The following is a 25,493-nucleotide window of genomic DNA, read 5'->3' as shown; positions in this document are numbered from 1 at the left end:
GGGGAACCTCAATCAGTCGCCCCCCCTGAGCGAACCCAGAGGTGGCGACGAGGGCTGGGTTACAGCTCGATGCAGTCAAACTTCACGTCGGTGGCGACGTCGGCGTCGTAGTCGACGTCCGCACGCTCGAAACCGAACAGGTTGAGGAACTGCTTCTTGTAACCGGCGTAGTCGGTCATTTCAAACAGGTTCTCGGTGGTGACCTGCGGCCACATGGCCTTGCAGGCATCCTGCACGTCGTCGCGCAGTTCCCAGTCGTCCAGGCGCAGGCGGCCTTTCTCGTCCAGCTGCGCCGGAGCACCGTCAGCACGGTACATGCGGTCACGGAACATGCGGTCGAGTTGGTCCTGGGTACCTTCGTGAACGCCCTTCTCCTGCATGATCTTGAAGACCATCGACAGGTACAGCGGCATGACTGGAATGGCCGAGCTGGCCTGGGTGACCACCGACTTGAGCACGGCGACGTTGGCGCTACCGCCGACTTTTTTGCTCAGGCGCTGGGCGGTCTCGTCCAGATCCTGCTTGGCCTTGCCCAGGGCGCCGTGCCAGTAGATCGGCCAGGTGATCTCGGTGCCGATGTAGCTGAAGGCCACGGTGCGGGCCTGTGGCGCCAGCACGCCGGCGGCGTTCAGGGCATCGATCCACAGTTCCCAGTCCTGGCCACCCATGACGGTCACGGTGTCGGCGATTTCCTGCTCGCTGGCAGGCTCGATCGACGCCTCGATGATGGTGTCCTTGTTGGTGTCGATGGCGGTCGACTTGTACGGCTGGCCGATTGGCTTGAGGGCCGAGCGTACCAGTTCGCCCGCGCGCTCACCGGCCGAGGCAGGCAGCTTGCGCACTGGCGAGGCCAGGGAGTAGATCACCAGATCGACCTGGCCGCCCATTTCGTTCTTGATCAGCTCGATGACCTTGGCCCGCGCTTCATCGGAGAAGGCGTCGCCGTTGATCGACTTGCTGTACAGGCCTTCGGCCTTGGCGAACTTGTCGAACGCTGCGGCGTTGTACCAGCCGGCGGTGCCTGGCTTGGTCTCGGTACCCGGCTTTTCGAAGAACACACCCAGGGTGTCGGCACCGAAGCCGAACGCTGCGGTGATGCGCGCCGCCAGGCCGTAGCCGCTGGAGGCACCGATCACCAGGACCTTCTTCGGACCATCCTTGCGCACGCCCTGCTTGCGGGTGGCTTCGATCTGATCACGTACGTTCAGCTCGCAGCCGGTCGGATGCGTAGTGGTGCAGATAAAACCGCGAACTTTAGGGTGGATGATGGCCAATGTCTGTACCTCGTCAGTGAATGTGCTGAGGGAGCCGAATCGCGGGGACTCGAGGTTCCGTTGCTGTGAGGGTGAGACTACACCCGCAGCGTTGCCGACACATCCGGCTCCCTGGAATCCTTCAGGGCGCTACTTTGTCACAGCGTGGAAAAGATCAGCAACCGCAGATCTCAGACCCTGAACGCGCCGATCAGGCGCTTGAGCTCCATCACCTGGGCGGACAGCTGGCGGCTGGCATCTTCCGTCTGGTGAGCACCCTGGGTGGTGTGTTCGGCTGCGCGATTGATCTCGACGATGTTCCGGTCGATGTCATGCGCAACCGCCGTCTGTTGCTCCACGGCCGCGGCAATCTGCTGGTTCTGGTTAACGATACTGCCGACCGCGCCGAGAATGTTCTCCAGCGCCTGCTGCACCTGCTGCGACTGCCCGACCGTGCCGGCAGCCACCTGGTGACTGGCGTCCATGGCCTTGACCGCCGCACCGACACCGCCCTGCAGGCGCGAAATCATCTGTTCGATTTCTTCGGTCGAGTGCTGGGTGCGCTTGGCCAGGGTGCGGACCTCGTCAGCCACCACGGCAAAGCCGCGTCCCTGCTCGCCGGCCCGTGCCGCCTCGATGGCGGCATTGAGGGCAAGCAGATTGGTCTGCTCGGCGATGCTCTTGATCACTTCCAGCACCCGGCTGATGGCCTGACTGTCGCTGGCCAACTGGTTGATCACCACCACCGACTGATCGATTTCGCCGGCCAGGCGCACGATGTTGCCTTGCTGGGATTCGACCAGGCCGCGACCGCTGACGGTTTCCTGATTGACGCTGTGGGCACTGTTGACCGCTGTTGCGGCACTGCGCGCCACTTCCTGGGCGGTGGCCGACATCTGGTTCATGGCGGTGGCGACCTGTTCGATCTGCCCGCGCTGGCCACTGACCGCCTGGTTACTGCGGGCCGACACGGCATGCACCTGTTCCGCCTGGCGCTCGACTTCGACCACGGTGTGGCCGACCTGCTCGATCAGGTCATGAATGCGCCGCACGGTGCCATTGAACACCTGGCCCAGTTCACCCAGTTCATCACGGCTGCTGGCGCGGAAGTTCACGGTCATGTCGCCGGCGGCCACCTTGTCCATGACGGCACCGAGGCTTTTCAGCGTATGCCGGGTCGAGGCGTAGAAGCCGCTGTAGAGGTAGACAATCAGCAAAAACACCCCTGCCAGCGCTGACACCAGCAGGATCATGTGCAAACGATGCTCGCCCAGACGCTGTTGCAACTGCTGATCGAGAAACTCGCCCGTAGCGGTGTTGAGTGCGTAAGTCTGCGCCATCAGATCACTGACCTGCTTGTAGAACGCCGTCCACGGTGCATCGAGGGTTTCGGCCACCACCACCTGTTCTTCGAACAGCTCGCTGGCCTGTTTCAACGACGCCTGGCTAGTAGCGGCCAGGCTGCCCAGACGCGCTTGCGCCCCGGGCTCGGTGGCCAAGGCATCCTGAACCCTGAGGGCGTAATTGGCGGCAAGCTTGTCCAGGCGCTGCAGCAAATCCTCGAAGCGGGTGCTGACCGCAGAATTGAGAAATCCCTGGCCCAGGGAATAGGCGCCCATTGTCCGGCCTTCGCCGAGGGTCTGGGTGACTTCCGGAGTCACCGTGGTCATCAGTTCGGTGAGTTGGCGAATCACCGGATCGCTGTCCTGACTGAGTCCGGCCTGGCTGGCAATCATTTTGCTCAGCACCTGGGACTGACCCAACAGCTTGTCCAGGTAAGCCACTTTGCTCAGCAGCGACGACTCTGCCAGGGCAGCCTTGAGCTGGTTGAGCATTTCGTCGCGCTTGGCATGAAAATCCCTGGCCTGCTCTTCATCGGCAATCACCGCAGTCAGCCCCGCCAGGCGTTTGAGCACCTGCTGCTCAAGACGGGCGATCTGCGCCTCGACATCCTGGGCTTTACCCGACTGGCCCAGCACGGCGTTGATCTGCACCAGGTTGCCCAGGGTCTCCAGGTCGCCACGCAATGCCAGGCTGTCTGCCAGCAGCCCAAGGCTCTGCAGCTCGACCCGGGTCGCATGAAACTGCGCATAGGAATCGCGGACCAGATAAAAGTTGGTCACCAGCATGGGCAGGAAAAACAGGATACTTATCAGGCTGAACTTCATTGCGAAGCTCAACCGATTCATCAGCGCGATGGCCGGATACAACAGGCTCTTCACGGGTAGTCCCCTCCGATTCTTATTGTTCTGCGCGCACAATGGCACTAGGCCACTGATGATTATCACCAGTACCTGTATAACGCATATCGGATTGAGGTTTTGTAACTTAAGGTTAAAGACTAGCGATCCGAGATCAGTTACCCGGTGGGAGCGGGTCTTCGGTGGGAGCGGGCTTGCCCCGCGATAGCATTCCCACTGTGACACCGCATCGCGGGGCAAGCCCGCTCCCACCGGGGGGGGGATCAGCCCAACACCGTCCACAAGGCAAAACAGGCATACCAGAGCACGGCGGAGCGCAGCAGCAGCTCCCACAGCGAATCCAGCCCGACCAACCCTTCAGGGCCCGCTGGCGCACCCTTGGGCATCTCTCCGGCAACATGGCCGACTGCGGCGATCAGCCTGAGCGCAGTGATGTTCCAGTGCAGCAGCTCATGCAGCATCACCCGGCTGACCGCGACAAAATTGCCGACCAGCGCAAAGCTCACACCCAGTACCCGTACCGGCGCCCAGTCAAAGGCATGGCGCAATTGCCCGGCACGCTCGCGCAGCGCTGGCGCCTGGGCACGTTCGGCAGTCAGCGCGAGCAAGCGGTAGGCCAGCGCCGCCGCCGGGCCCAGCAGCACATACCAGAAAATCACCGCAAAGAAGCTTTGGTAGGCTTGCCACAGCAAGTGCCCCTGAACCCGTTCGAGCAGCGTTGAAGCATCGTCGCCGGTCACATCCAGGTCGCGCTCGGCGACATGCACCGCGGCCTGTTCATCACCCCGTCGCCAGGCGTCGCGAAACGGCCCGAGGGAAGCTTTTACATCACCACGCCCCAGGCTGTAGATCAGCACCAGCAGGTGCAGCGGCAGTGCCAGCAGGCCATAGGCAACTGGCTCCAGCACCTGCAGCAACAAGGCCAGCACGGCCACTGGCAACAACACCAGGATCGACAACACCCACCACGGGTGATCCTTGCCGTTGCGCTCCAGGCGCGCCAGTTCAGTGAGAAAGAAACCATCGCGTTGCAGTCGCTGGCGCAGTGCCGAGAATTTCTCGACCCACAACACCAGTAACAACACCAGAAAACTCATGATCTGTCCTCGTTGTCCTTGAGGGCCGCTCGGTAGCGCGGCCAGTCGAAAGCCGGGCCCGGGTCGGTCTTGCGCCCCGGGGCGATATCGCTGTGACCTTGAATCCGTTGCGCGTCGATGGCCGGCCAGGCCGCCTGGATCTGCCGGGTCAGGCCCTGCAGCGCCTGATACTGAGCATCGGTGAAAGGCAGCTCGTCAGTGCCTTCCAGCTCGATACCGATGGAGAAGTCGTTGCACGCCTCGCGCCCGGCAAAGCAGGACACCCCGGCATGCCAGGCACGGTCCAGACAGGAGACAAACTGGGTGACCTTGCCGTCACGCTCGATCAGAAAATGCGCGGACACGCGCAAATGCTTGATCCCTTCGAAGTAGGGGTGTTCGTTGGGATCCAGGCGGTTCTGGAAGAACTCCTGGACCTTGCCGGTGGCAAACTGCGCCGGTGGCAGGCTGATGTTGTGAATGACCAGCAGGGAGATAACCTCACCTTCGGCGCGGGCATTGAAGTTCGGTGAAGGGCAATGGGTGATACCGGCGAACCAGCCTGTAGCGCGGTCCAGTTGCATAGAAGATCCTGAGGCACAAGAGCACGCCCCCAGTATGCCCCGAGGCGTGACGGGATGCATCGTTAAAACGTGTGGCAGCCAAGCGGGTCGGGCATGATCACGGATAAAATACATATCGTATTATTTGCCAAAATCAAGACACTCGCCAACACCGGCTGCCCTATAATCGCGAGCACTTAGCTTGTGGAGCCTGCCATGCCGAATTTACGCCTCGCCGACCTGACCGCCGAAATCGAAGCCAACGTGCGCCGTGCGCTGCTTGAAGACATCGGCAGCGGCGACATCACCGCCCAACTGATCCCGGCCGAGCGCCTGGCCCAGGCCACCATCATTACCCGCGATGATTGCGTGATCGCCGGGACCGCCTGGGTCGACGCCGTGTTCCGTCAGCTTGATCCACGGGTGGCGGTGCATTGGCAGGTCAAGGATGGTCAGCGCGCGCAGGCCAACCAGGTGTTGTTTCACCTTGAAGGCCCGGCACGCTCGCTGCTGACCGGCGAGCGCAGTGCGCTGAATTTCCTGCAGATGCTTTCGGGCGTGGCGACTCGCGCGCAGTTCCTTGCCGACATGGTCGCCGACACCCAGGTCAAACTGCTCGACACCCGCAAGACCCTGCCGGGCCTGCGCCTGGCGCAGAAGTACGCGGTTACCTGCGGCGGTTGCCACAATCACCGCATCGGCCTGTTCGATGCCTTCCTGATCAAGGAAAACCACATTGCCGCCAGCGGTGGTATTGCCCAGGCCATCAACGCCGCCCACAAGATCGCCCCCGGCAAGCCGGTGGAGGTTGAAGTGGAAAGCCTGGATGAACTCAAGCAAGCGCTGGAGGCCGGCGCCGACATCGTCATGCTCGACGAGCTGAGCCTGGACGACATGCGCGAAGCCGTGCGCCTGAACGCCGGCAAGGCCAAGCTCGAAGCCAGTGGCGGGGTCAATGAAAGCACACTGCGGGTGATCGCCGAGACCGGCGTGGACTACATCTCGATTGGCGCCATGACCAAGGATGTGAAGGCGGTGGATCTGTCGATGCGCCTCAGCCTCTGAGAGCACCCATAAAAAAACCGGCCATCAGGCCGGTTTTTTTATTGCATCCCACAGTGAACCTGTGGGAGCTGGCATTGCCAGCGATTGAGCGCAAAGCGCTCGCCGCTTGATCAGTGCGCTGCGTTCTGCAGACCATCCAGGTAGCGCTCGACGTCCAGCGCCGCCATGCAGCCGGCACCGGCCGAGGTGATGGCCTGACGATAAACGTGGTCAGCCACGTCGCCCGCAGCAAACACACCTTCAACGTTGGTGGCAGTGGCGTTGCCGTCACGGCCGCCGTTGACCACCAGGTAGCCGTCCTTGAGGGTCAGCTGGCCTTCGAACAGCGACGTGTTCGGGGTGTGGCCGATGGCGATGAACACACCGTCAACCTTGATTTCATCGAAGCTGCCGTCGTTGTTCTTCAGACGTGCACCGGTGACGCCCATGTCGTCGCCCAGCACTTCGTCCAGATTGGCGTTGAGTTTCAGCTCGATCTTGCCTTCGGCCACACGGGCGTTGAGCTTGTCGATCAGGATCTTCTCGGCGCGGAAAGTCTCGCGGCGGTGCACCAGGGTGACTTTGCTAGCGATGTTGGCCAGGTACAAGGCCTCTTCGACGGCAGTGTTACCACCACCCACCACGGCCACAGGCTTGTTGCGGTAGAAGAAGCCGTCGCAAGTGGCGCAAGCGGAAACGCCTTTGCCCATGAACGCTTCTTCCGATGGCAGGCCCAGGTATCGAGCGCTGGCACCGGTGGCGATGATCAGTGCATCGCAGGTGTAGGTGGCGCTGTCGCCTTTGAGGGTGTACGGCTTGCTGGCCAGGTCGACGGCGTTGATGTGGTCGAACACCACTTCAGTCTCGAAGCGCTCGGCGTGTTCCTGCATGCGTTGCATCAGCGCCGGGCCGGTCAGACCGTGGGCATCGCCCGGCCAGTTGTCGACTTCGGTGGTGGTGGTCAGCTGGCCGCCAGCCTGCATGCCGGTGATCAGCAGCGGCTTGAGGTTGGCACGCGCAGCGTAGACCGCAGCGCTGTAACCGGCAGGGCCGGAACCGAGGATAATCACTCGCGAATGACGTACTTCAGACATCTCACACTCCTCTCGGGCCGGCACTCACTGACCAGTCCCGTCACGCCGGGATCGCCGGCTGGAATAAAAAAGAACCTGCGAAGCACTTGGGGAAGGCTTTTGGCCGCAGGTCCTGAAAATCGTTAAGCCTGAGCCTTACAGGCTGGCAGCGTTTTCTGCCAGGTAGTCGGCAACGCCCTTGGCGTCAGCCTTCATGCCTTTCTGGCCTGGGCGCCAGCCGGCCGGGCAGACTTCACCGTGCTGTTCGGTGAACTGCAGGGCTTCGACCAGACGGATCATCTCGTCGACTTCACGACCCAGCGGCAGGTTGTTGACCACCTGGTGCTGAACCACGCCTTGCTGGTCGATCAGGAACGAGGCACGCAGTGCTACACCGGCATCGTGCTCGATACCGTAGGCACGGGTGATCTCGTGCTTGACGTCGGCAACCATGGTGAACTCGACCTCGCCGATCCCGCCCTTCTCGACCGGCGTGCTGCGCCAGGCGTGGTGGGTGAACTGCGAGTCGATGGAGACACCGACCACGTCCACACCCAGCTCACGGAATTTGTCCATGCGGTTGTTGTGGGCAATGATTTCCGACGGGCAGACAAAGGTGAAGTCCAGCGGCCAGAAGAACAACACGACGTATTTGCCGCGCAGCGAAGAAAGCTTGAAGCTGTCGACGATCGAACCGTCGCCCAGTACCGCCGCCGCATCGAAATCAGGGGCTTGCTTGTTAACCAGAATGCTCATGAAAACTCCTTGAAGATTAAAATTCGAAGGCGTTGAAAAGATGTGCGCACTTTAGCGAGGCCGCAGAGATTAAGGAAATATCCTTAGACAATCCACCTTATAGGCCGCCTCTATTCATCTTCTGGGACGACGGCTGTTTGCCTATTAAGGGATGTCGCGCAACCTGCCGAGCTTTTGTTACAGCCCGTGTCCCGGCTTGCGCCGCGCTTTCGTCGGCAGCTCAAACTCGGTAAGGTCAGCGCGTTTGCCTTTACCCGGAGTCCTCTATGCAAGCCCCTGTCCTCTCTGGCCCTCAGTACCTGCGCGAAGGACTGAAACTGGTCCTGAGCCCGAGCCTGCGCCTGTTCGTGTTGCTGCCCCTGGCAGTCAACCTGCTGCTGTTCGTCGGCCTGATCTACTTTGCCGGTCATCAGTTCAGCCTCTGGGTCGACTCGCTGATGCCCAGCCTGCCGGGCTGGCTGAGTTTTCTCAATTATGTGCTGTGGCCACTGTTCGTGGCGCTTGTAGCGCTGATGGTGTTCTTCACCTTCACTATGCTCGCCAACATCATTGCCGCGCCGTTCAATGGTTTCCTGGCGGAGAAGGTCGAAGTGGTGGTGCGCGGCACCGATGACTTCCCGGCCTTCAGCTGGGCCGAACTGATGGCCATGGTGCCACGCACCCTGGGCCGCGAGATGCGCAAGCTGGGGTATTTCTTGCCGCGCGCAATCGCGCTGTTGATTCTCTCGCTGATCCCGGTGATCAACATCATCGCCGCACCGTTGTGGCTGCTGTTCGGCATCTGGATGATGGCCATCCAGTACATCGACTACCCGGCCGACAACCACAAGATGAGCTGGCAGGACATGCTCGCCTGGCTGCGTGAAAAGCGCTGGCAGAGCCTGGGCTTTGGCGGCATCACCTACCTGGCGTTGATGATTCCCTTCGTCAACATCCTGATGATGCCAGCCGCGGTGGCAGGTGCCACGTTGTTCTGGGTGCGCGAACGCTGATCTCACTGCGGCCTGTCGGCCGCCGCCTTGATCAGCTCGATGGCCTGCCGCGCAATCGGCGACAAGCTACGTCCGGCGTGACAGACAATGGCACTGGCGATGCTGCAGCCACCACCGGCCAGGCCAGGCTGCAGCAACGCGCCCAGATCGCGGATCGCGCCAGTGCGCAGGTCCTGTTCAAGCCAGGCGCGCCAGGTGAACAGCAACGCATCGCTGCCCAGCGTCGTCCCGCGTAACAACTGCAAGTCATTGCAGCCCAGGTCCAGTGGCGCCACGGTGCCCTCGGCCAACCCCAGCAGTTCACGCAAGCGCACCGGCGCGATCTCATCGAAAAGCACCGAACTCCACGGATAGTCCAGCAGCTGCTGGCGAGTCAGCGCTGACCTTTGCTGAGTCAGCGGATGCTCGCCCCGACAGAAAACTGAAGCAGGCACCGCAGGCAACGGGGTGATCTCGAACCGCGGATCGGACGTGCGGGCCGGATCACAGGTATAGGCGACGAAGAACTCGATCTGATCCTGCTCCAGACGCTGAACCAGCTGATTCCAGTGATTGACCTCGACCTTCATCACCAGCTTGGGAAGACGCTTGCGCAGCACGGTCAGCGCATCCTGCAGGTACAAATTGGCCGCCATCATGCCGGCGCCGAAATTCAATTCGCCGCCTTCGGCCTGGGCAATGTGATTCGCCTCGGCCAGCAGCCGCCCGGCACACCCGAGCAATTCCCGCCCGCTGGCCAACAGTTGCCGCCCGGCAGCGGTAAGCATCACCGAACGGGTGTCACGGTCGAACAGGCGCACCCCGAGATCGGCTTCCAGCGACTGAATGCTGCGGCTAAAAGCGGTCTGCGAGAGGTTGGCCCGCTCGGCCGCACGGGAGAAGTGCAACTCCTCGCTGAGCAACACCAGATGGCGGATCCGCTTCAAATCAATTGATTCAGTCACTGCATCAATCCTTGATTATTTTTGCATTGGACGCACCAGGCATAGATACACAGACTTGTTTGCCCATGCAACACAGCACCTTCAGAACAATAATTATCCGTACAAGGATTGACGCCATGCCCTTCCCTCTTCGCTCCAGCGTTCTTGCCCTTGCCTGTTTCAGCGCCCTCTCGGTACACGCTGCGCCAACCGACCTGAACACCCGTATCGACACCCTGGTAAAGCAGGACGAAGGGCAGATGATCGAGCTGTTCAAACAGCTGCACCGCAATCCGGAGTTGGCCTTCCAGGAGAAGGAAACCGCCGCGCGGGTGGCCACAGCCCTTAAGGAGCAGGGCTTTGAGGTGAAGACGGCAATAGGGACCACCGGCGTCGTGGGTATCCTGCGCAACGGCCCGGGGCCGGTGGTGATGTACCGTGCCGACATGGACGCCTTGCCGATCAAGGAGGCCACCGGCCTGCCCTACCAGAGCAGCAAGGTCACGCCCTGGCTCGGCAACCCCAGCCAGCCGGTCATGCATGCCTGTGGCCATGATGCGCATACCACCTGGCTGATCGAGGTGGCCAAGGTCATGAACCAGCTCAAGGACCAGTGGTCAGGCACCCTGGTGCTGGTCGCACAGCCGGCGGAAGAACTCCTCGAAGGGGCCACGGCCATGGTCAACAACGGCCTCTACGACTTTGCCCCCAAGCCTGACGTACTGGTGGCCGCGCATGTGTCGCCGGTCTATCCGGCTGACAGCGTCGGCCTGCGCGAAGGGCCGCGCCTGGCCGGCACCGACCAGATCGACGTCGAGTTGCCGGGCATCGGTGGGCACGGATCGACCCCGCATGTGACCAAGGACCCTGTGGTGATGGGGGCCATGGCGGTCATGGGCTACCAGACCATCATCAGCCGCATGCTCGATCAGTCCAAACCTGCGGTGCTCACCGTTGGCGCCTTTCAGGCCGGGGTCAACAACAACATCATCCCGGTCAGTGCCACGCTCAAACTCAACTTGCGCTGGTACGACGCCCAGGTGCGCGAGCGGATGATTGAAGGCATCAAATCGGTCACCCGCGGCGTGCTGGTGATGAACGACATGCCGGCCGACTACCAGGCGAAATACACCATGAAGGGCTATGCCACCCCGGTATTCAACGGCAAGGCGCAGACCGAACTGGCCCAGGCCGCACTGGTGCAGCAACTGGGTGCCGACAAGGTATTGCCGGGCGTGCCACCGCTGATGGGCTCGGAGGACTTCCACATGCTGGCCAGTCCTTACCCGGATACCAAGGTGCTGTTTATCGAGGTAGGGTCGGGCAAGCCCGATGCGTACAAGAACCTGGTCGAGAAGAAACAACTGCCAGCGGCGATGAACCATACGCCCGGCTTTGTCGTGGAGCTGCCCGCTATCACCACGGGGGCACGGGCAGTTAGCGCGACATTGAGCGCATTCTTCAACAAACCGCTCTAAGGGCGCGCACCGGTGGGAGCGGGCTTGCCCCGCGATTGCGGACTGTCAGCCACATCGCATCGCGGGGCAAGCCCGCTCCCACCGAGAGTGTTCCCACCCGCTGAGGCTATCAGTTACCCAACCTGCTGGAGAACTGCCCCACGGCGTTGACCACTTTCTTCGCCCCGTCCTGGATCTCGACGATCACCGTACCAGTCTGGCCGGCCAAGGTCAGGCCCTGTTCGGCCTGACGCTTGCTGCTGTCGATGATATCCACAGCGGCCTTGGCCAGTTGTTCGTTCTGCTGCACCACGCGGGCGATTTCCTCGGTGGCGGTGCTGGTGCGCGAGGCCAGCTGGCGAACTTCGTCGGCAACCACGGCAAACCCGCGCCCCTGCTCACCGGCACGGGCCGCTTCAATAGCAGCGTTGAGGGCCAGCAGGTTGGTCTGCCCGGCAATGTCGCTGATGGTCTTGATGATCGAGCCGATCACCTGCGACTGCTTGTCCAGCGCCTCGATGCCGTTGGCCGCCTCCTGCATGGACGTCTCCAGGCCGCGCATCACCTCCACGGTCTGGGTCACCACGGCAGTGGCGTTACGCGCGCTGCTGTCGGTTTCCAGGGAGGTGCTGTAGGCAATATCCGCAGCCTCGGCCACGGCCATTTCCTGATTGACCTGTTCGGTAATCACGGTGGCGAACTTGACCACTTTGTAGAGCACGTCATGGGCATCGATGATCGGGTTGTAGGAGGCCTCCAGCCACACTACACGACCATGGGCATCTACCCGTTTGAAGCGCTCGGCAACAAATTCCCCGCGGCGCAGTTGGTCCCAGAACGCCTGGTAGGCCGGGGAGTTGTACTCCTCCGGCTCGCAGAACAGGCGGTGGTGCTTGCCGACGACCTGCTCCAGACGATAGCCCATGGTCTGCAGGAAGCGATCGTTGGCAGTCAGCACTTCGCCCTGCAGGTTGAACTCGATTACAGCGGTGGAACGCATCAGCGCCTTGATCAGGCTTTCATGCTCACGCGAGGTTTCGATGGTGCGGGTAAGATCGCTGGAATGCAGGGTGAAGTATTTCAGGCGTCCTTCGCTGTTCTTCACCGGCTGCAGAATCGAGCGCAGCCAGGCCTCTTCGCCATCGCCCCGGAGCAGACGAAACGCTCCGTTGAGATGCTCACCACGGGTGATGGCAGTCTTCATGCGGTGATAGAAATCCAGCTGTTTGACGTGGGCCGGAACGATCTCCTCGATATTGCGCCCGATCAGTTGATGGCTGCTGTACAGCATCTCCTTCTCGAAGTTGCTGTTGACCGACTCGATCCGCCCCTGGGGGTCGAGCTGCAATACCAGCATCTCGCTGTCCAGACTGCTCTTGACCTGCTCCATGGACAGCAGCTCTTCGCGCAGCCGGAGGTTTTCCTGTTTCAGTTTACTGTTGAACATCAACGCTCTCCTGGAGCGAAATCGATCATTCGAATGCTTCTGCATCGGCTGATAGCCCAGCATTCTTGAGTGCATGCGTGGGATTTTTTCGTCCACAAACGCCGAAAATCGGGCGTCATAAATCAGTCATGAATGCGTCACAGCCGCGCAATCGAGGCCGCAGAGACTGGTGTTCATGAGCGCACCGTCCCTGCATATCACCCTGATCAGCGAAACCTTCCCACCCGAGATCAACGGCGTGGCCAATACCCTTGGCCGCCTCAGCGAAGGCTTGCTTGAGCGCGGCCATCACGTCGAGCTGGTGCGCCCTCGCCAGGCCGATGATCCAGCGAGTGCCACTGATGAACGGCACCTGCTCTGCCGCGGCTGGCCGTTGCCCGGTTATCCGGGCTTACAGTGGGGTCAGGTGTCGATGCACAAGCTGATCCGGCGCTGGCGCCGACAGCGCCCGGATGTGCTGTATATCGCCACCGAAGGGCCGCTGGGTTTGAGTGCCCTGCGGGCAGCACGCCGGCTGGGCATTGCCGTGGTCAGCGGCTTTCACACCAACTTTCATCAATACGCCAGCGACTACGGCCTGGGGCTGCTGGCACGAATGCTCACGCATTACCTGCGCTGGTTTCATCGACGTACACACACCACGCTGGTGCCCAGCGTCAGCCAGCGCCTTGAACTGCAACGGCGCGGATTCGACAACCTGACACTGCTGGGCCACGGCGTGGACAGTCAACTGTTCAATCCGGGCAGACGAAGCCAGGCGCTACGGGAACAGTGGGGGCTGGAAAACGATGATATCGCCCTGCTGCATGTCGGACGCCTGGCGCCGGAAAAGAACCTCGGCGTGCTCCAGCACTGCCTGCAGGCTGCGCGGCAAAACTATCCACAGCGGCGGATCAAGTTGATCGTGGTCGGCGACGGCCCACAGCGCAGCGCACTCCAGCAGCAGATACCTGACGCCCTGTTCTGCGGTGCCCAACGAGGTGAAGCGCTGGCCGAACACTACGCCTCGGGCGACATTTTCCTGTTCCCCAGCCTGACCGAAACGTTCGGCAGTGTCGTGCTCGAAGCACTGGCCTCAGGGCTGGGTGTAGTGGCCTACGATCAAGCCGCCGCGGCCCAGCACATCCGTCACGGTCACAGCGGTGCGCTGGCCATGCCGGGTGACGAGGATGCGTTTATCGACGCCTGCAACTGGCTGGTGGAAGACGCCGAAGCGCTGCGGCGGGTGCGCCTGAATGCCCGTCAGCACGCCAGCCGTCAAGGCTGGCCAGCGATTGTCGAGCAGTTCGAAAGCCACCTGCAGGATGCCTGCCGCCAGGGCCAGAGCACCATTGTGCGCCAGCCCCCGGCAGCCCTGACGATCAAACCAGAGTCGTCAACGCCTCGCGGCTGAACGGCAGGATGTCCTGTTCACGGCCATCGCGGACCTTGGCTGCCCAATCCGGGTCGACCAGCAACGCACGCCCCACCGCCACCAGATCGAATTCATCATTGTTCAGGCGCGTCAGCAGGTTTTCCAGGCTGGCCGGCTGCGCCACCTTGTCGGTGGCAACCATGAACTGCAGGAACTCGCCATCCAGACCGACGCTACCGACGGTGATGGTCGGCTTGCCGGTGAGCTGGCGAGTCCAGCCAGCCAGGTTCAGCTCCGAGCCCTCGAACTCCGGCTCCCAGAAACGGCGGGTGGAGCAGTGGAAAATATCCACACCCGCTTCGACCAGCGGCTGAAGGAACGCGCCCAACGCCTCGGCGCTTTCCACCAGGCGAGCGCTGTAATCCTGCTGCTTCCACTGCGAGAAGCGGAAGATGATCGGGAAATCCGGGCCGACGGCGGCGCGCACGGCCTGGATCAGCTCAATGGCGAAACGCGAACGCCCAGCCAGATCGCCACCGTACTCGTCGGTACGCTGGTTGCTGGCTGCCCAGAAGAACTGATCGATCAGGTAACCGTGGGCGCCGTGGATCTCCACCCCGTCCATGCCGATGGCCTGGGCATCGCGGGCGGCCTGGGCGAACGCTTCGATCACCTCGCGAATATCGTCACCGCTCATGCCGTGGACCGCCACCTGGCCGTCCTTGACCTTCTCGCTCGGGCCATAGCCCGGCACGCTGGCGTCCGGCTCGGTGCCCAGGCGCCGCACGCTGCCGACATGCCAGAGTTGCGGAACGATACGACCGCCTTCGGCATGCACGGCATCGACGACCTTTTTCCAGCCGGCCAGGGCGTCTTCGCCATAGAAACGCGGCACGTTCGGATAGCCATTGGCGGCCTTGTGATCGACTGTGGTGCCTTCGGTGATGATCAGGCCGACACCTGCGGCGGCACGACGACGGTAGTACTCAACGACCTTGGCATGCGGTACACCACCGGGGCAGAAGGTCCGGGTCATCGGTGCCATGACCACACGGCTTGGTAACTCAAGGGTACCCAGTTGGACAGGGGTGAACAGTGCGGTGGCGGACATGCGGCGCTCCAGGGAAGTAGGAATGCGCCTGAGGATAGGGTGAGCCGCTTGAGTGGCCCAGTACTATTGATTTGAGTGATTGAACAGCATCGAACTTGTGGGAGCTGGCCTTGCCAGCGATAGGGCCCGTACAAACAACAGGTCATCTGTCGGCCAATATACCAGTGCTGTGCACTCGATCGCTGGCAAAGCCAGCTCCCACAATTTACGCAACAGTATCCGAATTAGGCCAACGCCTTCTCAATCGCCGTCACCACGGTCGAATCATCCGGCGCAGTCCGCGGCGAGAAACGCGCCAGCACCCGGCCATCCTTGCCGACCAGAAACTTCTCGAAGTTCCAGGTGATATCGCCAGGGAACTCCGCGCCTTCCCCGGCCAGCAAGCGATACAGCTGATGACGCTCGGCGCCATTGACCTCCAGCTTGCTGCTCAGCGGGAAGCTCACACCGTAGTTCAGGCTGCAGAACTGCTGGATTTCATCTTCAGTGCCCGGCTCCTGCCCGGCAAACTGATTGCACGGCAGGCCCAGCACACTGAAACCTTTGCCTTTGTACTGCTGATAAAGATTTTCCAGTGCCGCATATTGCGGGGTCAGGCCACACTTGGAGGCGACATTGACCACCAGCACCACCTGGCCCTTGAACGGCGCCAGAGGCAACTCCTGGCCATTCAGCGCCTGCAACTTCAGGTCGTGAAATGCACTCATGACGTATTCCCTCTCCAGATCCCGGTTGCCGCTGCGGGCTGCAATCAGTAACACCAGCCCATTAAAAAGGCGCCCTGCCAAGCCGTGCTCCCCTACTGGAATGCGACGGTCTTGCCCGGGCGCCTTCGCGACTCTCTGAGCTTAGCGCAGAAAATCAGTGGTGATGGCCACCTTCGCCATGGACGTGGCCATGGGCTACTTCTTCTTCGCTGGCGTCACGCACGTTGACGACCTTGACCTTGAAGTTCAGGCGCTGACCGGCCAGCGGGTGGTTGCCGTCGACAGTCACGTCGTCGCCGTCCAGATCGCGGATGGTAACGATCTGCATCTGGCCATCGGGCGCGGAAGCGTGGAACTGCATGCCCACTTCCAGCTGATCGACGCCTTCGAACATGCTGCGATTCAGGGTGCTGACCAGCTCGGCCAGGTATTCGCCGTAGGCGTCTTCCGGCTCGATGGCAACTTCCAGCTCGTCGCCGGCAGCTTTGCCTTCCAGGGCTTTTTCCAGGCCTGGAATGATGTTGCCTGCGCCATGCAGGTAGACCAGCGGAGCGCCGCCGGCGGAGCTGTCGATGACCTCACCAGCGTCGTTGGTCAGGGTGTAGTCGATGGAGACAGCCTTGTTGGCGGCGATCAGCATGGGGCGAGACCTTTTGCATAAGAATGTAGAGCGAACAAGTGTAACCAACGCAAAGCCTGAAAGCGAACGCAAGCCGGACAAACGGGTGCGCTCAGGGTGCCGATAGCGATACCCTTGGCAATTGATTCTTTGTGCACCGCTCATTTCGAGAAGCTCGCATGCAGACATTTTTTATCGCGCCGACCGACTTTGGCGTCGGCCTGACCTCCATCAGCCTCGGCCTGGTGCGCACCCTTGAGCGCGCCGGGCTGAAAGTCGGCTTCTTCAAGCCGATTGCCCAACCGCACCCCGGCGATACCGGCCCCGAGCGTTCCACCGAACTGGTTGCGCGCACCCACGGGCTCAAGCCACCGCAGCCGCTAAGCCTGGCCCATGTCGAGCGCATGCTCGGCGATGGCCAGCTCGATGAGCTGCTCGAAGAAATCATCACCCTGTACCAGCAAGCGTGCGTCGGCAAAGACGTGGTGGTGGTCGAAGGCATGGTCCCGACCCGTCACGCCAGCTACGCCGCCCGGGTTAACCTGCACCTGGCCAAGAGCCTGGATGCCGAGGTGATCCTGGTGTCGGCGCCGGAGAACGAAGTGCTCACCGAGCTCTCCGGCCGGGTCGAGTTGCAGGCCCAGCTGTTCGGCGGGCCGAAAGACCCGAAAGTGCTCGGCGTGATCCTCAACAAGGTGCGCACCGACGAGAGCATGAGCGTGTTCGCCGAACGCCTGAAAGAACACTCGCCCTTGCTGCGCGGCGGTGACTTCCGCCTGCTCGGCTGCATTCCCTATCAGGCCGACCTCAATGCCCCGCGCACCCGCGATGTGGCCGAGCTGCTCGGTGCCCAGGTGCTCAACGCCGGTGATTACGAGCAGCGGCGGATGAACAAGATCATCATCTGTGCGCGCACCGTGGCCAATACCGTGCCACTGCTCAAGCCCGGCACCCTGGTGGTAACGCCGGGCGACCGTGACGACATCATCCTCGCCGTCAGCCTGGCGGCGATCAACGGCGTGCCCCTGGCCGGGCTGCTGCTGACCAGCGACAGCAAGCCTGACCCGCGCATTCTCGAACTGTGCCAAGGGGCGCTGCTGGCCGGTTTGCCGATCCTGTCGGTGAGCACCGGTTCCTACGACACCGCCAACCAGTTAAACCAACTGAACAAGGAAATCCCGGTGGATGACCGCGAACGCGCGGAAATCATCACCGACTTCGTCGCCAGCTACCTGGACGCCGACTGGCTGCACCAGCGCTGCGGCACCCCGCGCGAGCTGCGCCTGTCGCCAGCAGTGTTCCGCTATCAGTTGATCCAGCGTGCCCAGCAAGCCGACAAACGCATCGTCCTGCCCGAAGGCGCCGAGCCGATGACCGTGCAGGCCGCCGCCATCTGCCAGGCCCGCGGCATCGCCCGTTGTGTGCTGCTGGCCAAGCCCGACGACGTTCAGGCGGTAGCCCGCGCCCAGGGCATCACCTTGCCCGAAGGCCTGGAGATTCTTGATCCGGACCTGATCCGCGAGCGCTATGTCGAGCCGATGGTCAGCCTGCGCAAGAGCAAGAGCCTCAACGCGCCGATGGCCGAACAGCAACTGGAAGACCCGGTGGTGATCGGCACCATGATGCTGGCCCTGGACGAAGTAGATGGCCTGGTTTCCGGGCTGGTCCACTCCACCGCCAACACCATCCGCCCGGCCCTGCAACTGATCAAGACCGCGCCGGGCTGCAGCCTGGTGTCGTCGGTGTTCTTCATGCTGTTCCCCGAACAGGTGCTGGTGTACGGCGACTGCGTGATGAACCCGCACCCTACTGCCAGCGAACTGGCGGAAATCGCCCTGCAAAGCGCCGACTCCGCCGAGGCCTTCGGCATTGCCCCACGGGTAGCGATGATCAGCTATTCCAGCGGTGACTCGGCCAGTGGCGAAGAGGTGGAGAAAGTCCGCGAAGCCACCTTGCTGGCCCAGGAAAGCCAGCGCGGTCTGCAGATCGACGGCCCGTTGCAGTACGACACCGCCGCCAACCTGGAAATCGCCCGGCAACTGGCGCCCAACAGCCAGGTTGCAGGGCGCGCGACCGTCTATGTGTTCCCCGACCTGAACACCGGCAACACCACTCACAAGGCAGTGCAGCGCAGCGCTGATTGCGTAAGCCTCGGGCCGATGCTGCAGGGCCTGCGCAAACCGGTCAACGACCTGCCGCGCGGCGCCCAGGTCGACGACATCGTCTACACCATTGCCCTGACCGCGATTCAGGCCAACCGCTCACTGGATAGCTGAACATGCTCGGATTGCTACCCGCGCCACTGCGCGGGGTGATTGCCTCGCTGCTGCTGGGGCTCAACACCATTGTCTGCTGCACCCCGTTGTTCATCGTCAGCCTGTTCAAGCTGTGCCTGCCGTTCGCGGCGGCGCAGCGGGTCACCGATGAATTGATGCGCCATATCCATGAAGCCTGGATCAGCAACAACAACGCCTGGATCAACCTGCTGGGCAAGGCGCGCTGGCAGGTTGAAGGCCTGGCCGGACTCGATTACCAGCACAGTTATCTGATCACCAGCAATCACCAGAGCTGGGTCGATATCCTGGTGTTGCAGTACGTGCTCAACCGCCGCATCCGCCCCTTGAAGTTCTTCCTCAAGCAGGTGCTGATCTGGGTTCCGGTGATCGGCCTGGCCTGGTGGGCATTGGGCTTCCCGTTCATGAAACGCTATTCCAAGGCCTACCTGGCCAAGCACCCGGAAAAAGCCGGCAAAGACCTGGAAACCACCCGCCGCACCTGTGCAAAGTTTCGCGGTAAACCCACGGCCATTTTCAACTTCGCCGAAGGCACGCGCTTCACCCCGGCCAAGCATCGCCAGCAGCAATCGCCCTACCAGCACCTGCTTAAACCCAAAGCTGGGGGCATTGCCTTTGTCCTGGATGCGATGGGCGAGCAATTGCAGTCGATCGTCAACGTCACCCTGCACTACCCGGCGGGTGCGCCAGGGTTCTGGGATTTGCTCTGCGGGCGGGTCAAGCACATCGTTGTGCACCTGGAAGAACTGGCGATCCCGGAAGAGTTTCTGGGCAAGAACTATGATCGGGATGAAGCCTATCGCCTGGCGTTCCAGCAATGGATCAACCAGCTGTGGCAAGACAAGGAAGCCCTGCTCGAACGTCTTGAACGCGACACGCCCGCCTGATCGATGCTCAAGCGCTGCCCAAGGGGAAACTTTCTTCTCCTTGGGACTGCGTCAGATCAACAGAAAGTCATCCGCTGCGCGCCGAATTCCCTCGCAGCATCTATGCTCTTCCCACGATGTTTGTCAAATACCATCACATGGAAATGCATGCCTATGAAACTGCGCACCCTGACCCACGCCATCGCTCTTGCTTCGCTCATGACTGCAGCCAGTTTCTCGGTACAGGCGCAGGACATTCTGATCAGTGGCACCGCCATTGAAGACGATGTGGTCACCAAGGTCCTCGCCATTGATATGGAAAAGCGCGTGGTCACCGTCGAGGGCCCCAATAACAGCCAGGTGCCGATCCAGCTTTCCGAACAGGCCAAGGCCCTCGGTAATCTGAAAGTCGGCGATCAGGTCAACGTGCATGTCACCCGCTCGGTGGCGACCGTGCTGGATACCACCGTGGGTGGTGAGCCGGGGGCCAGCAAGGAAGCCGGCGTGATCCGCGCCACCAAAGACAACCCCAATCCGGGTGGCGAAGCGTTCCGTCAGATCAAGATCACCTCGAAGATCACCAAGATCGACCTGAAAACACACGAAGTCACCCTGCTGCCGCCAGAAGGCCCGCAGAAGGTGGTGAAAGTTGAAGATCCGGAGCTGCAGAAGAAGATGGACAAGCTGGAGGTTGGCCAGACGGTCGACATGGTTTTCACCGATGTACTGAAGATCACCACCAAGCACTGAACCTGAGCGCTTTTGCAGGATACAAAAAAAAGGGGAGCCAGCATGGCTCCCCTTTTCACATCGGTCGAAACTTACTGGTACTGCTGACCAGGAATCGGCTTGAGGTTGACCTCTACCCGACGGTTCTGCGCGCGGCCGTTGGCGTCGGCGTTGCTGGCGATCGGTTGATCCGGGCCCAGGCCACGAGCGCTCACACGACTGGCATCAACGCCCTGGGAGGTCAGGTAGGACACCACCGATTGCGCACGACGCTGCGACAGGTCCATGTTGTGCTGGCGGCTGCCGGTGCTGTCGGTGTAGCCGACCACTTCAATGGTGTTCTGGTTGAACTGATTGAAGGAGTTGGCCAGGTTGTTCAGCGGCGAGTAGAAGCTTGGGGCGATGTTCGCCGAGTCGGTGGCGAAGGTGATGTTGCCCGGCATGATCAGCTTGATCTGGTCACCTTCACGCTGTACTTCAACACCGGTGTTGGCCATGCTCGCACGCAGGGCAGCTTCCTGTTTGTCGGCATAGTAGCCGTAACCGGCAGCAGCGGCACCGACGGCGGCAGCACCGATCAGTGCACCCTTGCCACGGTTGTCGTGATCGATGGCCGCACCGGCAATGGCACCGGCCAGCGCGCCCAGGCCGCCGTACTTGGCGGTTTTGCTCATCCCGGTGGAGCCTTGTTGCGCCTGACCCTGGCTGTCGTACGGACTCTGGCCCGCACAACCGGTCATCAGGGCGGCAGCGGTAGCGACGATAATCAAACGACGCATGGTGAACATGGACAAGCTCCTACTGTAATTCGAAAGTGCAGGCAGACCGATTGCGGTTCTGTGCCAGCCTTGGATTGTAAAAACGCCAAATAATTCCCTGAAATCTCAGGCGCGGACGAAAGGGTTCTGGCGCATCTCGTCGCCCAGGCGAGTATCCGGGCCATGCCCGGTGACCACGGTGGCGTCCTCATCCAGGCGGTACAGGCGCTGTTTGATCGAGCGCACGATGGTCGCTTGATCACCGCCCCACAAATCAGTGCGACCAATCCCACGACGGAACAGGGTGTCGCCGGCGATCAGCAGCTTGGCATCGGCAAACCAGAAGCTCATCGAGCCCGGCGTGTGCCCCGGTGTGTGCAGCGCCACCCCGCAGCCACAGGCCAGCGCTTCGTCATCGGCCAGCCAGCGGTCTGGCGCGGGCACTGGCGTGTAAGGCACGCCGAACATCTGGCATTGCATTTCCAGGTTGTCCCAGAGGAATTGATCGTCCTTGTGCAGGTGCAACGTGGCGCCGGTCTTTTCCTTGAGTTGCCCGGAAGCGAGGAAATGATCCAGGTGCGCGTGGGTGTGGATGATGCTCACCACCTTCAGGCCATGCGCGTCCAGGCGGGCGAGAATCTGCTCATGGTTACCACCCGGATCGACGACGATGGCCTTTTTGCTGATCGGATCGCCGATGATGGTGCAATTGCACTGCAACGGGCCGACGGGGAAGGTTTCGCGGATGAGCGAGGGTTTTCCGGATTCCATGGAGGTTCCTTGACGATTGATGGCCCATTCTGGCGCAGTAAATAAACGTGGGCGAGCATAGTACGACGAGCGAACTGACGCAGATCAAAGTGGATCCTTGCCAGCCACTCGGTCAAAACGCGTGAAAGACCATCAGCCCACCCTCGGCATCCGGGCTGGCGTCGGAAAAGCCCTTGACCGCATACAGCTGGACCTTCCATTGCTGGTTGAGCTTATGGGTGACAAACAGCGTGAGTTCCTGGATCTGCGATCCCGTGGACAGCACTTTCTGCCGCCAGTCGTAGGAAGCGCCTGCCGTGGTGCGCACCGCCACAGGCGTGGCGAAGCCGAGGCTGGCAAACACCGGATCGTCGAAATCGCTATCGGGCGGGTCGCCGAACTTTTTCCAGCCCAGGGTAGCGAAACCAGTCACCGGGCCAAAGGTTTTGGCAAGGTCGACCTGGGCGGTATAGTCGGTTTCGCCGGTGCCCAGGCACTGGTCTTCATCCGCGGTGGGAAATTTGACCTTACCGATCAGATCCACCAACACGCCGCCCTCACTGCCGTCGAGCAAGGCATAGCCTGCGCTGGCGACGGTATCGCCGAGGCCGCTTTCCACGTCCCGGCAGCCACCGGGTAACGGATCACCATCCGGCCCGACTTCAGGGTTGGTGATGCGCAGCCAGGGCACGGTGACCTTGTAGGTCATCGGGCCGGTTTCGTACTTGCCCACCACCGGCACGTACCAGATTTCCGAGGTGGTCTCGGTGCCGTAGTCACCGCTTGAGTAATCGAGGCCAATGGCCGTGCTGAAGGTGTCGGCCACGGCCGGTACGCAGAGGCTGGCAAACAGGCCGGTAAACAGGGTAAGCGTGGATCTCATCTTCACCTCAAGGTCCCGGAGGCAAACGCTGTCGGACTTTCCCAGCCTAGTTGTTTATTCACAGGATGCAGGTTGGCCTCGCGGCTTGAGGTTAACGACCGGATCTTTCCGGGCGTTCTACCTTCTCGGTCTTCTCCACCTTCTCAGGCTTTTCCACTTTTTCGGCCTTCTCTACTTTTTCGGGCCTTTCGACTTTCTCGATCTTCTCCACCTTTTCAGGCCTTTCGACTTTCTCAACCTTCTCCACCTTTTCAGGCCTTTCGACTTTCTCGACCTTCTCCACTTTTTCAGGTCTTTCGGCTTTCTCGACCTTCTCCACTTTTTCAGGTCTTTCGACTTTCTCGACCTTCTCCACCTTTTCAGGCCGTTCGACTTTCTCGGCCTTCTCCACTTTCTCAGGCTTTTCGACCTTCTCGGCCTTTTCCACTTTCTCCGGCCGTTCGTCTTTCTCTACCCTCTCGACCTTCTCGGACCGCCCGCTGTTGTCCTCTTTCTCGGGTTGCTCGAGTTTCTCAACGCGCTCCGACTTGCCTGAGTTATCCACAGACTCAGACTTCCCGCTATCTTCACGACCACTACTGAGGCTCCCTTCGCTGCGCGCCTCACCACCATGACCGCTGTTGCCGTCGCTGGAGCTACCTGAGGTGTGTTCGCGCTGTTGTGTGTCGTCGTGCGTGCCACTCTTGCGTCCAGAAGGGTCTCTGCCGGAAGTATCGACGCGCTCGCTGTGGAGTTCGACCCGGGTCGCCCGTACCTCCCGTGCACCACTGAGCACTCCGCTTACCCGTACGCGTTGATCCAGCGCCAGCCTGGAAGCTTGCTCACCAACCACCACCGTATCGCGCGCCACCGTCACATTGAAGCCGCCGACCACCAGGCGCTGATCCTGCCGGCCTTGCACCAGGCCTTCGACCACCACCTCACGTACCCGCCCGGCGAATGGCAGGCTCGGGTCTGGCCGGCTCTGGGCAACTTCCAGCTGGCGACCGGACCACTGACCACGGACCAGCACTTCCTGCGCAGGCGCCACCCGGCTCCCCAGTTTCAAGCCCTGAAGGCTACCGCTGCGATCGATCGCGCCGATGGCGCTGGCCTGCTTGAGGTCCGGTGCCCGCTCGATGCGGCTGGCCACCACCTCACCACTGGCATTGCGCAGCCCGCTGACCCTGACCGGCTCACCCGGGCGCAGCCCTGTGGCGACCCGCGCGTCCTTGGCCAGATGCACCGGTTGGCCCATGACCCGCAGTGGCGACGCAGCATTTGCCAGCGCCGTCAGCGGCCCTTCATAGACGTTCAGGATCGCGATACGCCCGGCCTCCAGGCCTCGCTTGCTCGGGTAAGACTCCACTGCAACCACTTGGCCGATTGCCAGATGGTCGCTGCTGGCGGCGACGCCGTTTTCGCTCACGGGGACGTCTTTGCCGAAATGCACTTCCATGCCGTTGACGCAGATCGAGGCAAAGCCGGTGATGGTGCCGACGATACCGGTGCCACCGGTACCGCCCGGCGACCCGAGCGGCGCACCGGTACCGCCGGTTCCACCGGGTCGCTGCTGGATCGGCGCACCGCTACCACCGACCCCGCCATTGTCGCTGTGGATACCGGTGCCACCCATGCCGCCCGGCCGGGCCCCAGTACCACCGGTGCCGCCCGGCAACTGCAGGCCCGCAGCGTCGGTCATGCCGATTTCATCGCGGCTGACACACACCGGTGCGGCACTCCCCCACGAGGGAACCCCCAGGTTCAAGGCAAAACCCAGGACCAGAACGACAGCATGAAAGCGGCGCAGTGGCGAGATCATGGAGGAGGCGCCGTCGACGATTCAGGCTCAGTGTAGAAATACAGCCCGATGGTGATGCGCTGACGTGGATCGAGGCTGGACAGATCGCCGTTTTCAAGGTCTGCAGCCAGCCGGCTGAAACCGAGCAAGGTCTGCATGCCCTCGCTGGCCACAGCCTCGCGAAGCACGTCGACGCTGGCTGGGCTCAACGCATCGTAGTGCACGCTGCGTTCGAAGAACGGCTGCCCTTGCGCGGTCAGGTTGTGCACCGCTGCGCTGGCATGGTCGTGCAGGTTGTGGGCAAGGTAGGCGGCTTTTTCGTCAAAGCCTTTCTGCGGAACAAAGGCCTGGGCTTCAAGGTGCACACAATCCTGTTCATCAAGGCGCACCACGCCCAGGCGCAACCATTCGTCGAGCACGACCCGGGCGCGGATGTCCGTGCTGACCTGCGCCACCAGCGCGTCAAAAGACACCTCACCGCCAACACTGGCCAGGCGCGGCAGCGGTAGCGCCTGGCCAGCCGCCCGACAGAATGGCTGGCTGTTGCTCCAGGCATTAACCAGCTGCGCGCCCAAGGTGATGTTCTGCGGCAATGCCATGCTCGCCGGGTCGCCGTCCTTGCGCAGACGCCTGACGTCCTTGCGATGGACCCCGGTCAGCAGGCTGATGCGGCTGTCGCTCGACGCTTTGTCGTGCAGACGAAACTCGCGATCAGCCACCTCGACGAACACCTCCTTGAGCAAGTCGGCGAACACCGTATAGGTGACGCCTTTGCGAAGCATCAGGCGTACCAGGGGACGCATGACCCGTCGCAAAGCGCTCAACAGCGAAGGCGGGAGTGTGGGCGAGTGCATTGC

22 protein-coding genes and 4 pseudogenes are annotated in these 25,493 nt (G+C 61.7%); 8 read left to right on the top strand and 18 right to left on the bottom strand.

The window, feature by feature from the left end:
- Window positions 1-59: 59 nt before the first annotated feature.
- The 5 genes and pseudogenes from fabV to ampD form a co-directional block, all read right to left on the bottom strand.
- The gene (fabV, locus tag NPS47_RS13340) at window positions 60-1,274 is read right to left on the bottom strand and encodes an enoyl-ACP reductase FabV (RefSeq protein ID WP_274295384.1); all 1,215 of its coding nucleotides are present in this window, start codon (window positions 1,272-1,274) and stop codon (window positions 60-62) included.
- Window positions 1,275-1,444: 170 nt separating this feature from the next.
- Window positions 1,445-2,149: a methyl-accepting chemotaxis protein gene (locus tag NPS47_RS25750; RefSeq protein ID WP_425313511.1), complete on the bottom strand. Its 705-nt coding sequence runs from the start codon at window positions 2,147-2,149 to the stop codon at window positions 1,445-1,447.
- Between the two features lie 150 nt (window positions 2,150-2,299).
- Window positions 2,300-2,506 (bottom strand): annotated as a pseudogene (locus NPS47_RS25745) (HAMP domain-containing protein); the annotation flags it as partial.
- A 1,211-nt stretch (window positions 2,507-3,717) separates the two neighbouring features.
- The gene (gene ampE, locus NPS47_RS13330; RefSeq protein ID WP_274295382.1) at window positions 3,718-4,551 is read right to left on the bottom strand and encodes a regulatory signaling modulator protein AmpE; all 834 of its coding nucleotides are present in this window, start codon (window positions 4,549-4,551) and stop codon (window positions 3,718-3,720) included.
- Entirely contained in the window at window positions 4,548-5,114 is a 567-nt protein-coding gene (ampD, locus tag NPS47_RS13325; RefSeq protein ID WP_274295381.1) for a 1,6-anhydro-N-acetylmuramyl-L-alanine amidase AmpD, read from the bottom strand. The genes ampE and ampD overlap by 4 nt, the downstream gene beginning before the upstream one ends.
- A gap of 195 nt (window positions 5,115-5,309) precedes the next feature.
- Here ampD and nadC point away from each other — a divergent pair, with 195 nt between their 5' ends.
- Window positions 5,310-6,158, top strand: coding sequence for a carboxylating nicotinate-nucleotide diphosphorylase (gene nadC, locus NPS47_RS13320; RefSeq protein WP_274295380.1), 849 nt, complete (start codon window positions 5,310-5,312; stop codon window positions 6,156-6,158).
- A 110-nt stretch (window positions 6,159-6,268) separates the two neighbouring features.
- Here the strand turns inward: nadC and trxB are convergent, their stop codons facing one another.
- Both trxB and NPS47_RS13310 read right to left on the bottom strand, forming a co-directional pair.
- Window positions 6,269-7,231 (bottom strand): thioredoxin-disulfide reductase, encoded by a 963-nt coding sequence (gene trxB / locus NPS47_RS13315; protein ID WP_274295379.1) that lies wholly within the window; start codon window positions 7,229-7,231, stop codon window positions 6,269-6,271.
- A 135-nt stretch (window positions 7,232-7,366) separates the two neighbouring features.
- Window positions 7,367-7,966: a peroxiredoxin gene (locus NPS47_RS13310; protein ID WP_274295378.1), complete on the bottom strand. Its 600-nt coding sequence runs from the start codon at window positions 7,964-7,966 to the stop codon at window positions 7,367-7,369.
- A gap of 266 nt (window positions 7,967-8,232) precedes the next feature.
- Between NPS47_RS13310 and cysZ the strand changes: the two genes are divergently transcribed.
- Entirely contained in the window at window positions 8,233-8,958 is a 726-nt protein-coding gene (gene cysZ, locus NPS47_RS13305; RefSeq protein ID WP_274295377.1) for a sulfate transporter CysZ, read from the top strand.
- Between the two features lie 2 nt (window positions 8,959-8,960).
- Here the strand turns inward: cysZ and NPS47_RS13300 are convergent, their stop codons facing one another.
- Window positions 8,961-9,902, bottom strand: coding sequence for a LysR family transcriptional regulator (locus NPS47_RS13300; RefSeq protein ID WP_274295376.1), 942 nt, complete (start codon window positions 9,900-9,902; stop codon window positions 8,961-8,963).
- Between the two features lie 116 nt (window positions 9,903-10,018).
- Between NPS47_RS13300 and NPS47_RS13295 the strand changes: the two genes are divergently transcribed.
- Complete coding sequence (locus tag NPS47_RS13295) at window positions 10,019-11,359, top strand: amidohydrolase (protein WP_274295375.1); 1,341 nt, start codon at window positions 10,019-10,021, stop codon at window positions 11,357-11,359.
- A gap of 109 nt (window positions 11,360-11,468) precedes the next feature.
- Here NPS47_RS13295 and NPS47_RS25740 read toward each other — a convergent pair.
- Both NPS47_RS25740 and NPS47_RS25735 read right to left on the bottom strand, forming a co-directional pair.
- Window positions 11,469-11,867: pseudogene (locus NPS47_RS25740) on the bottom strand (methyl-accepting chemotaxis protein); the annotation flags it as partial.
- 147 nt (window positions 11,868-12,014) lie between these two features.
- A pseudogene (locus NPS47_RS25735) lies at window positions 12,015-12,695 on the bottom strand (PAS domain-containing protein); the annotation flags it as partial.
- Between the two features lie 265 nt (window positions 12,696-12,960).
- Here NPS47_RS25735 and NPS47_RS13285 point away from each other — a divergent pair.
- Window positions 12,961-14,178, top strand: coding sequence for a glycosyltransferase family 4 protein (locus NPS47_RS13285; protein WP_274295373.1), 1,218 nt, complete (start codon window positions 12,961-12,963; stop codon window positions 14,176-14,178).
- Here the strand turns inward: NPS47_RS13285 and NPS47_RS13280 are convergent.
- From NPS47_RS13280 to NPS47_RS13270, 3 genes are all read right to left on the bottom strand, one after another.
- Window positions 14,147-15,250, bottom strand: a complete 1,104-nt coding sequence (locus NPS47_RS13280) for an NADH:flavin oxidoreductase (RefSeq protein ID WP_274295372.1) — start codon at window positions 15,248-15,250, stop codon at window positions 14,147-14,149. The two genes, NPS47_RS13285 and NPS47_RS13280, sit on opposite strands and share 32 nt — an antisense overlap.
- Window positions 15,251-15,474: 224 nt before the next feature.
- The gene (locus tag NPS47_RS13275; RefSeq protein WP_038614663.1) at window positions 15,475-15,957 is read right to left on the bottom strand and encodes a glutathione peroxidase; all 483 of its coding nucleotides are present in this window, start codon (window positions 15,955-15,957) and stop codon (window positions 15,475-15,477) included.
- A gap of 154 nt (window positions 15,958-16,111) precedes the next feature.
- Window positions 16,112-16,597 carry an FKBP-type peptidyl-prolyl cis-trans isomerase gene (locus tag NPS47_RS13270; protein ID WP_274295371.1) on the bottom strand — a complete coding sequence of 162 codons (486 nt, stop codon included), beginning with the start codon at window positions 16,595-16,597 and terminating at the stop codon, window positions 16,112-16,114.
- On the opposite strand from NPS47_RS13270, the pseudogene NPS47_RS13265 reads away from it, so the two are divergent.
- The 4 genes and pseudogenes from NPS47_RS13265 to NPS47_RS13250 all read left to right on the top strand — a co-directional run.
- Window positions 16,566-16,685 (top strand): annotated as a pseudogene (locus NPS47_RS13265) (DUF3565 domain-containing protein); the annotation flags it as partial. The gene NPS47_RS13270 and the pseudogene NPS47_RS13265 sit on opposite strands and share 32 nt — an antisense overlap.
- Window positions 16,686-16,755: 70 nt before the next feature.
- The gene (gene pta / locus NPS47_RS13260; RefSeq protein ID WP_274295370.1) at window positions 16,756-18,852 is read left to right on the top strand and encodes a phosphate acetyltransferase; all 2,097 of its coding nucleotides are present in this window, start codon (window positions 16,756-16,758) and stop codon (window positions 18,850-18,852) included.
- Between the two features lie 2 nt (window positions 18,853-18,854).
- The gene (locus NPS47_RS13255; RefSeq protein ID WP_274295369.1) at window positions 18,855-19,757 is read left to right on the top strand and encodes an acyltransferase; all 903 of its coding nucleotides are present in this window, start codon (window positions 18,855-18,857) and stop codon (window positions 19,755-19,757) included.
- Window positions 19,758-19,910: 153 nt separating this feature from the next.
- Entirely contained in the window at window positions 19,911-20,486 is a 576-nt protein-coding gene (locus tag NPS47_RS13250) for a hypothetical protein (RefSeq protein WP_274295368.1), read from the top strand.
- A 71-nt stretch (window positions 20,487-20,557) separates the two neighbouring features.
- Here the strand turns inward: NPS47_RS13250 and NPS47_RS13245 are convergent, their stop codons facing one another.
- From NPS47_RS13245 to NPS47_RS13225, 5 genes are all read right to left on the bottom strand, one after another.
- Complete coding sequence (locus NPS47_RS13245; protein ID WP_274295367.1) at window positions 20,558-21,253, bottom strand: OmpA family protein; 696 nt, start codon at window positions 21,251-21,253, stop codon at window positions 20,558-20,560.
- Between the two features lie 96 nt (window positions 21,254-21,349).
- A complete protein-coding gene (locus NPS47_RS13240; protein WP_274295366.1) occupies window positions 21,350-21,994 on the bottom strand; it encodes an MBL fold metallo-hydrolase in 645 nt (214 codons plus the stop codon).
- 112 nt (window positions 21,995-22,106) lie between these two features.
- A complete protein-coding gene (locus NPS47_RS13235) occupies window positions 22,107-22,856 on the bottom strand; it encodes a hypothetical protein (RefSeq protein ID WP_274295365.1) in 750 nt (249 codons plus the stop codon).
- Window positions 22,857-22,947: 91 nt separating this feature from the next.
- Window positions 22,948-24,657 (bottom strand): DUF5666 domain-containing protein, encoded by a 1,710-nt coding sequence (locus NPS47_RS13230; RefSeq protein WP_274295364.1) that lies wholly within the window; start codon window positions 24,655-24,657, stop codon window positions 22,948-22,950.
- Entirely contained in the window at window positions 24,654-25,490 is an 837-nt protein-coding gene (locus tag NPS47_RS13225) for a DUF6502 family protein (protein ID WP_274295363.1), read from the bottom strand. The genes NPS47_RS13230 and NPS47_RS13225 overlap by 4 nt, the downstream gene beginning before the upstream one ends.
- Window positions 25,491-25,493 lie beyond the last annotated feature (3 nt).

The sequence above is a fragment of the Pseudomonas putida genome, assembly GCF_028682475.1.
Classification (GTDB): Bacteria; Pseudomonadota; Gammaproteobacteria; order Pseudomonadales; family Pseudomonadaceae; genus Aquipseudomonas; species Aquipseudomonas putida_AG.
This window is presented reverse-complemented; position numbering and strand designations above follow the sequence as displayed.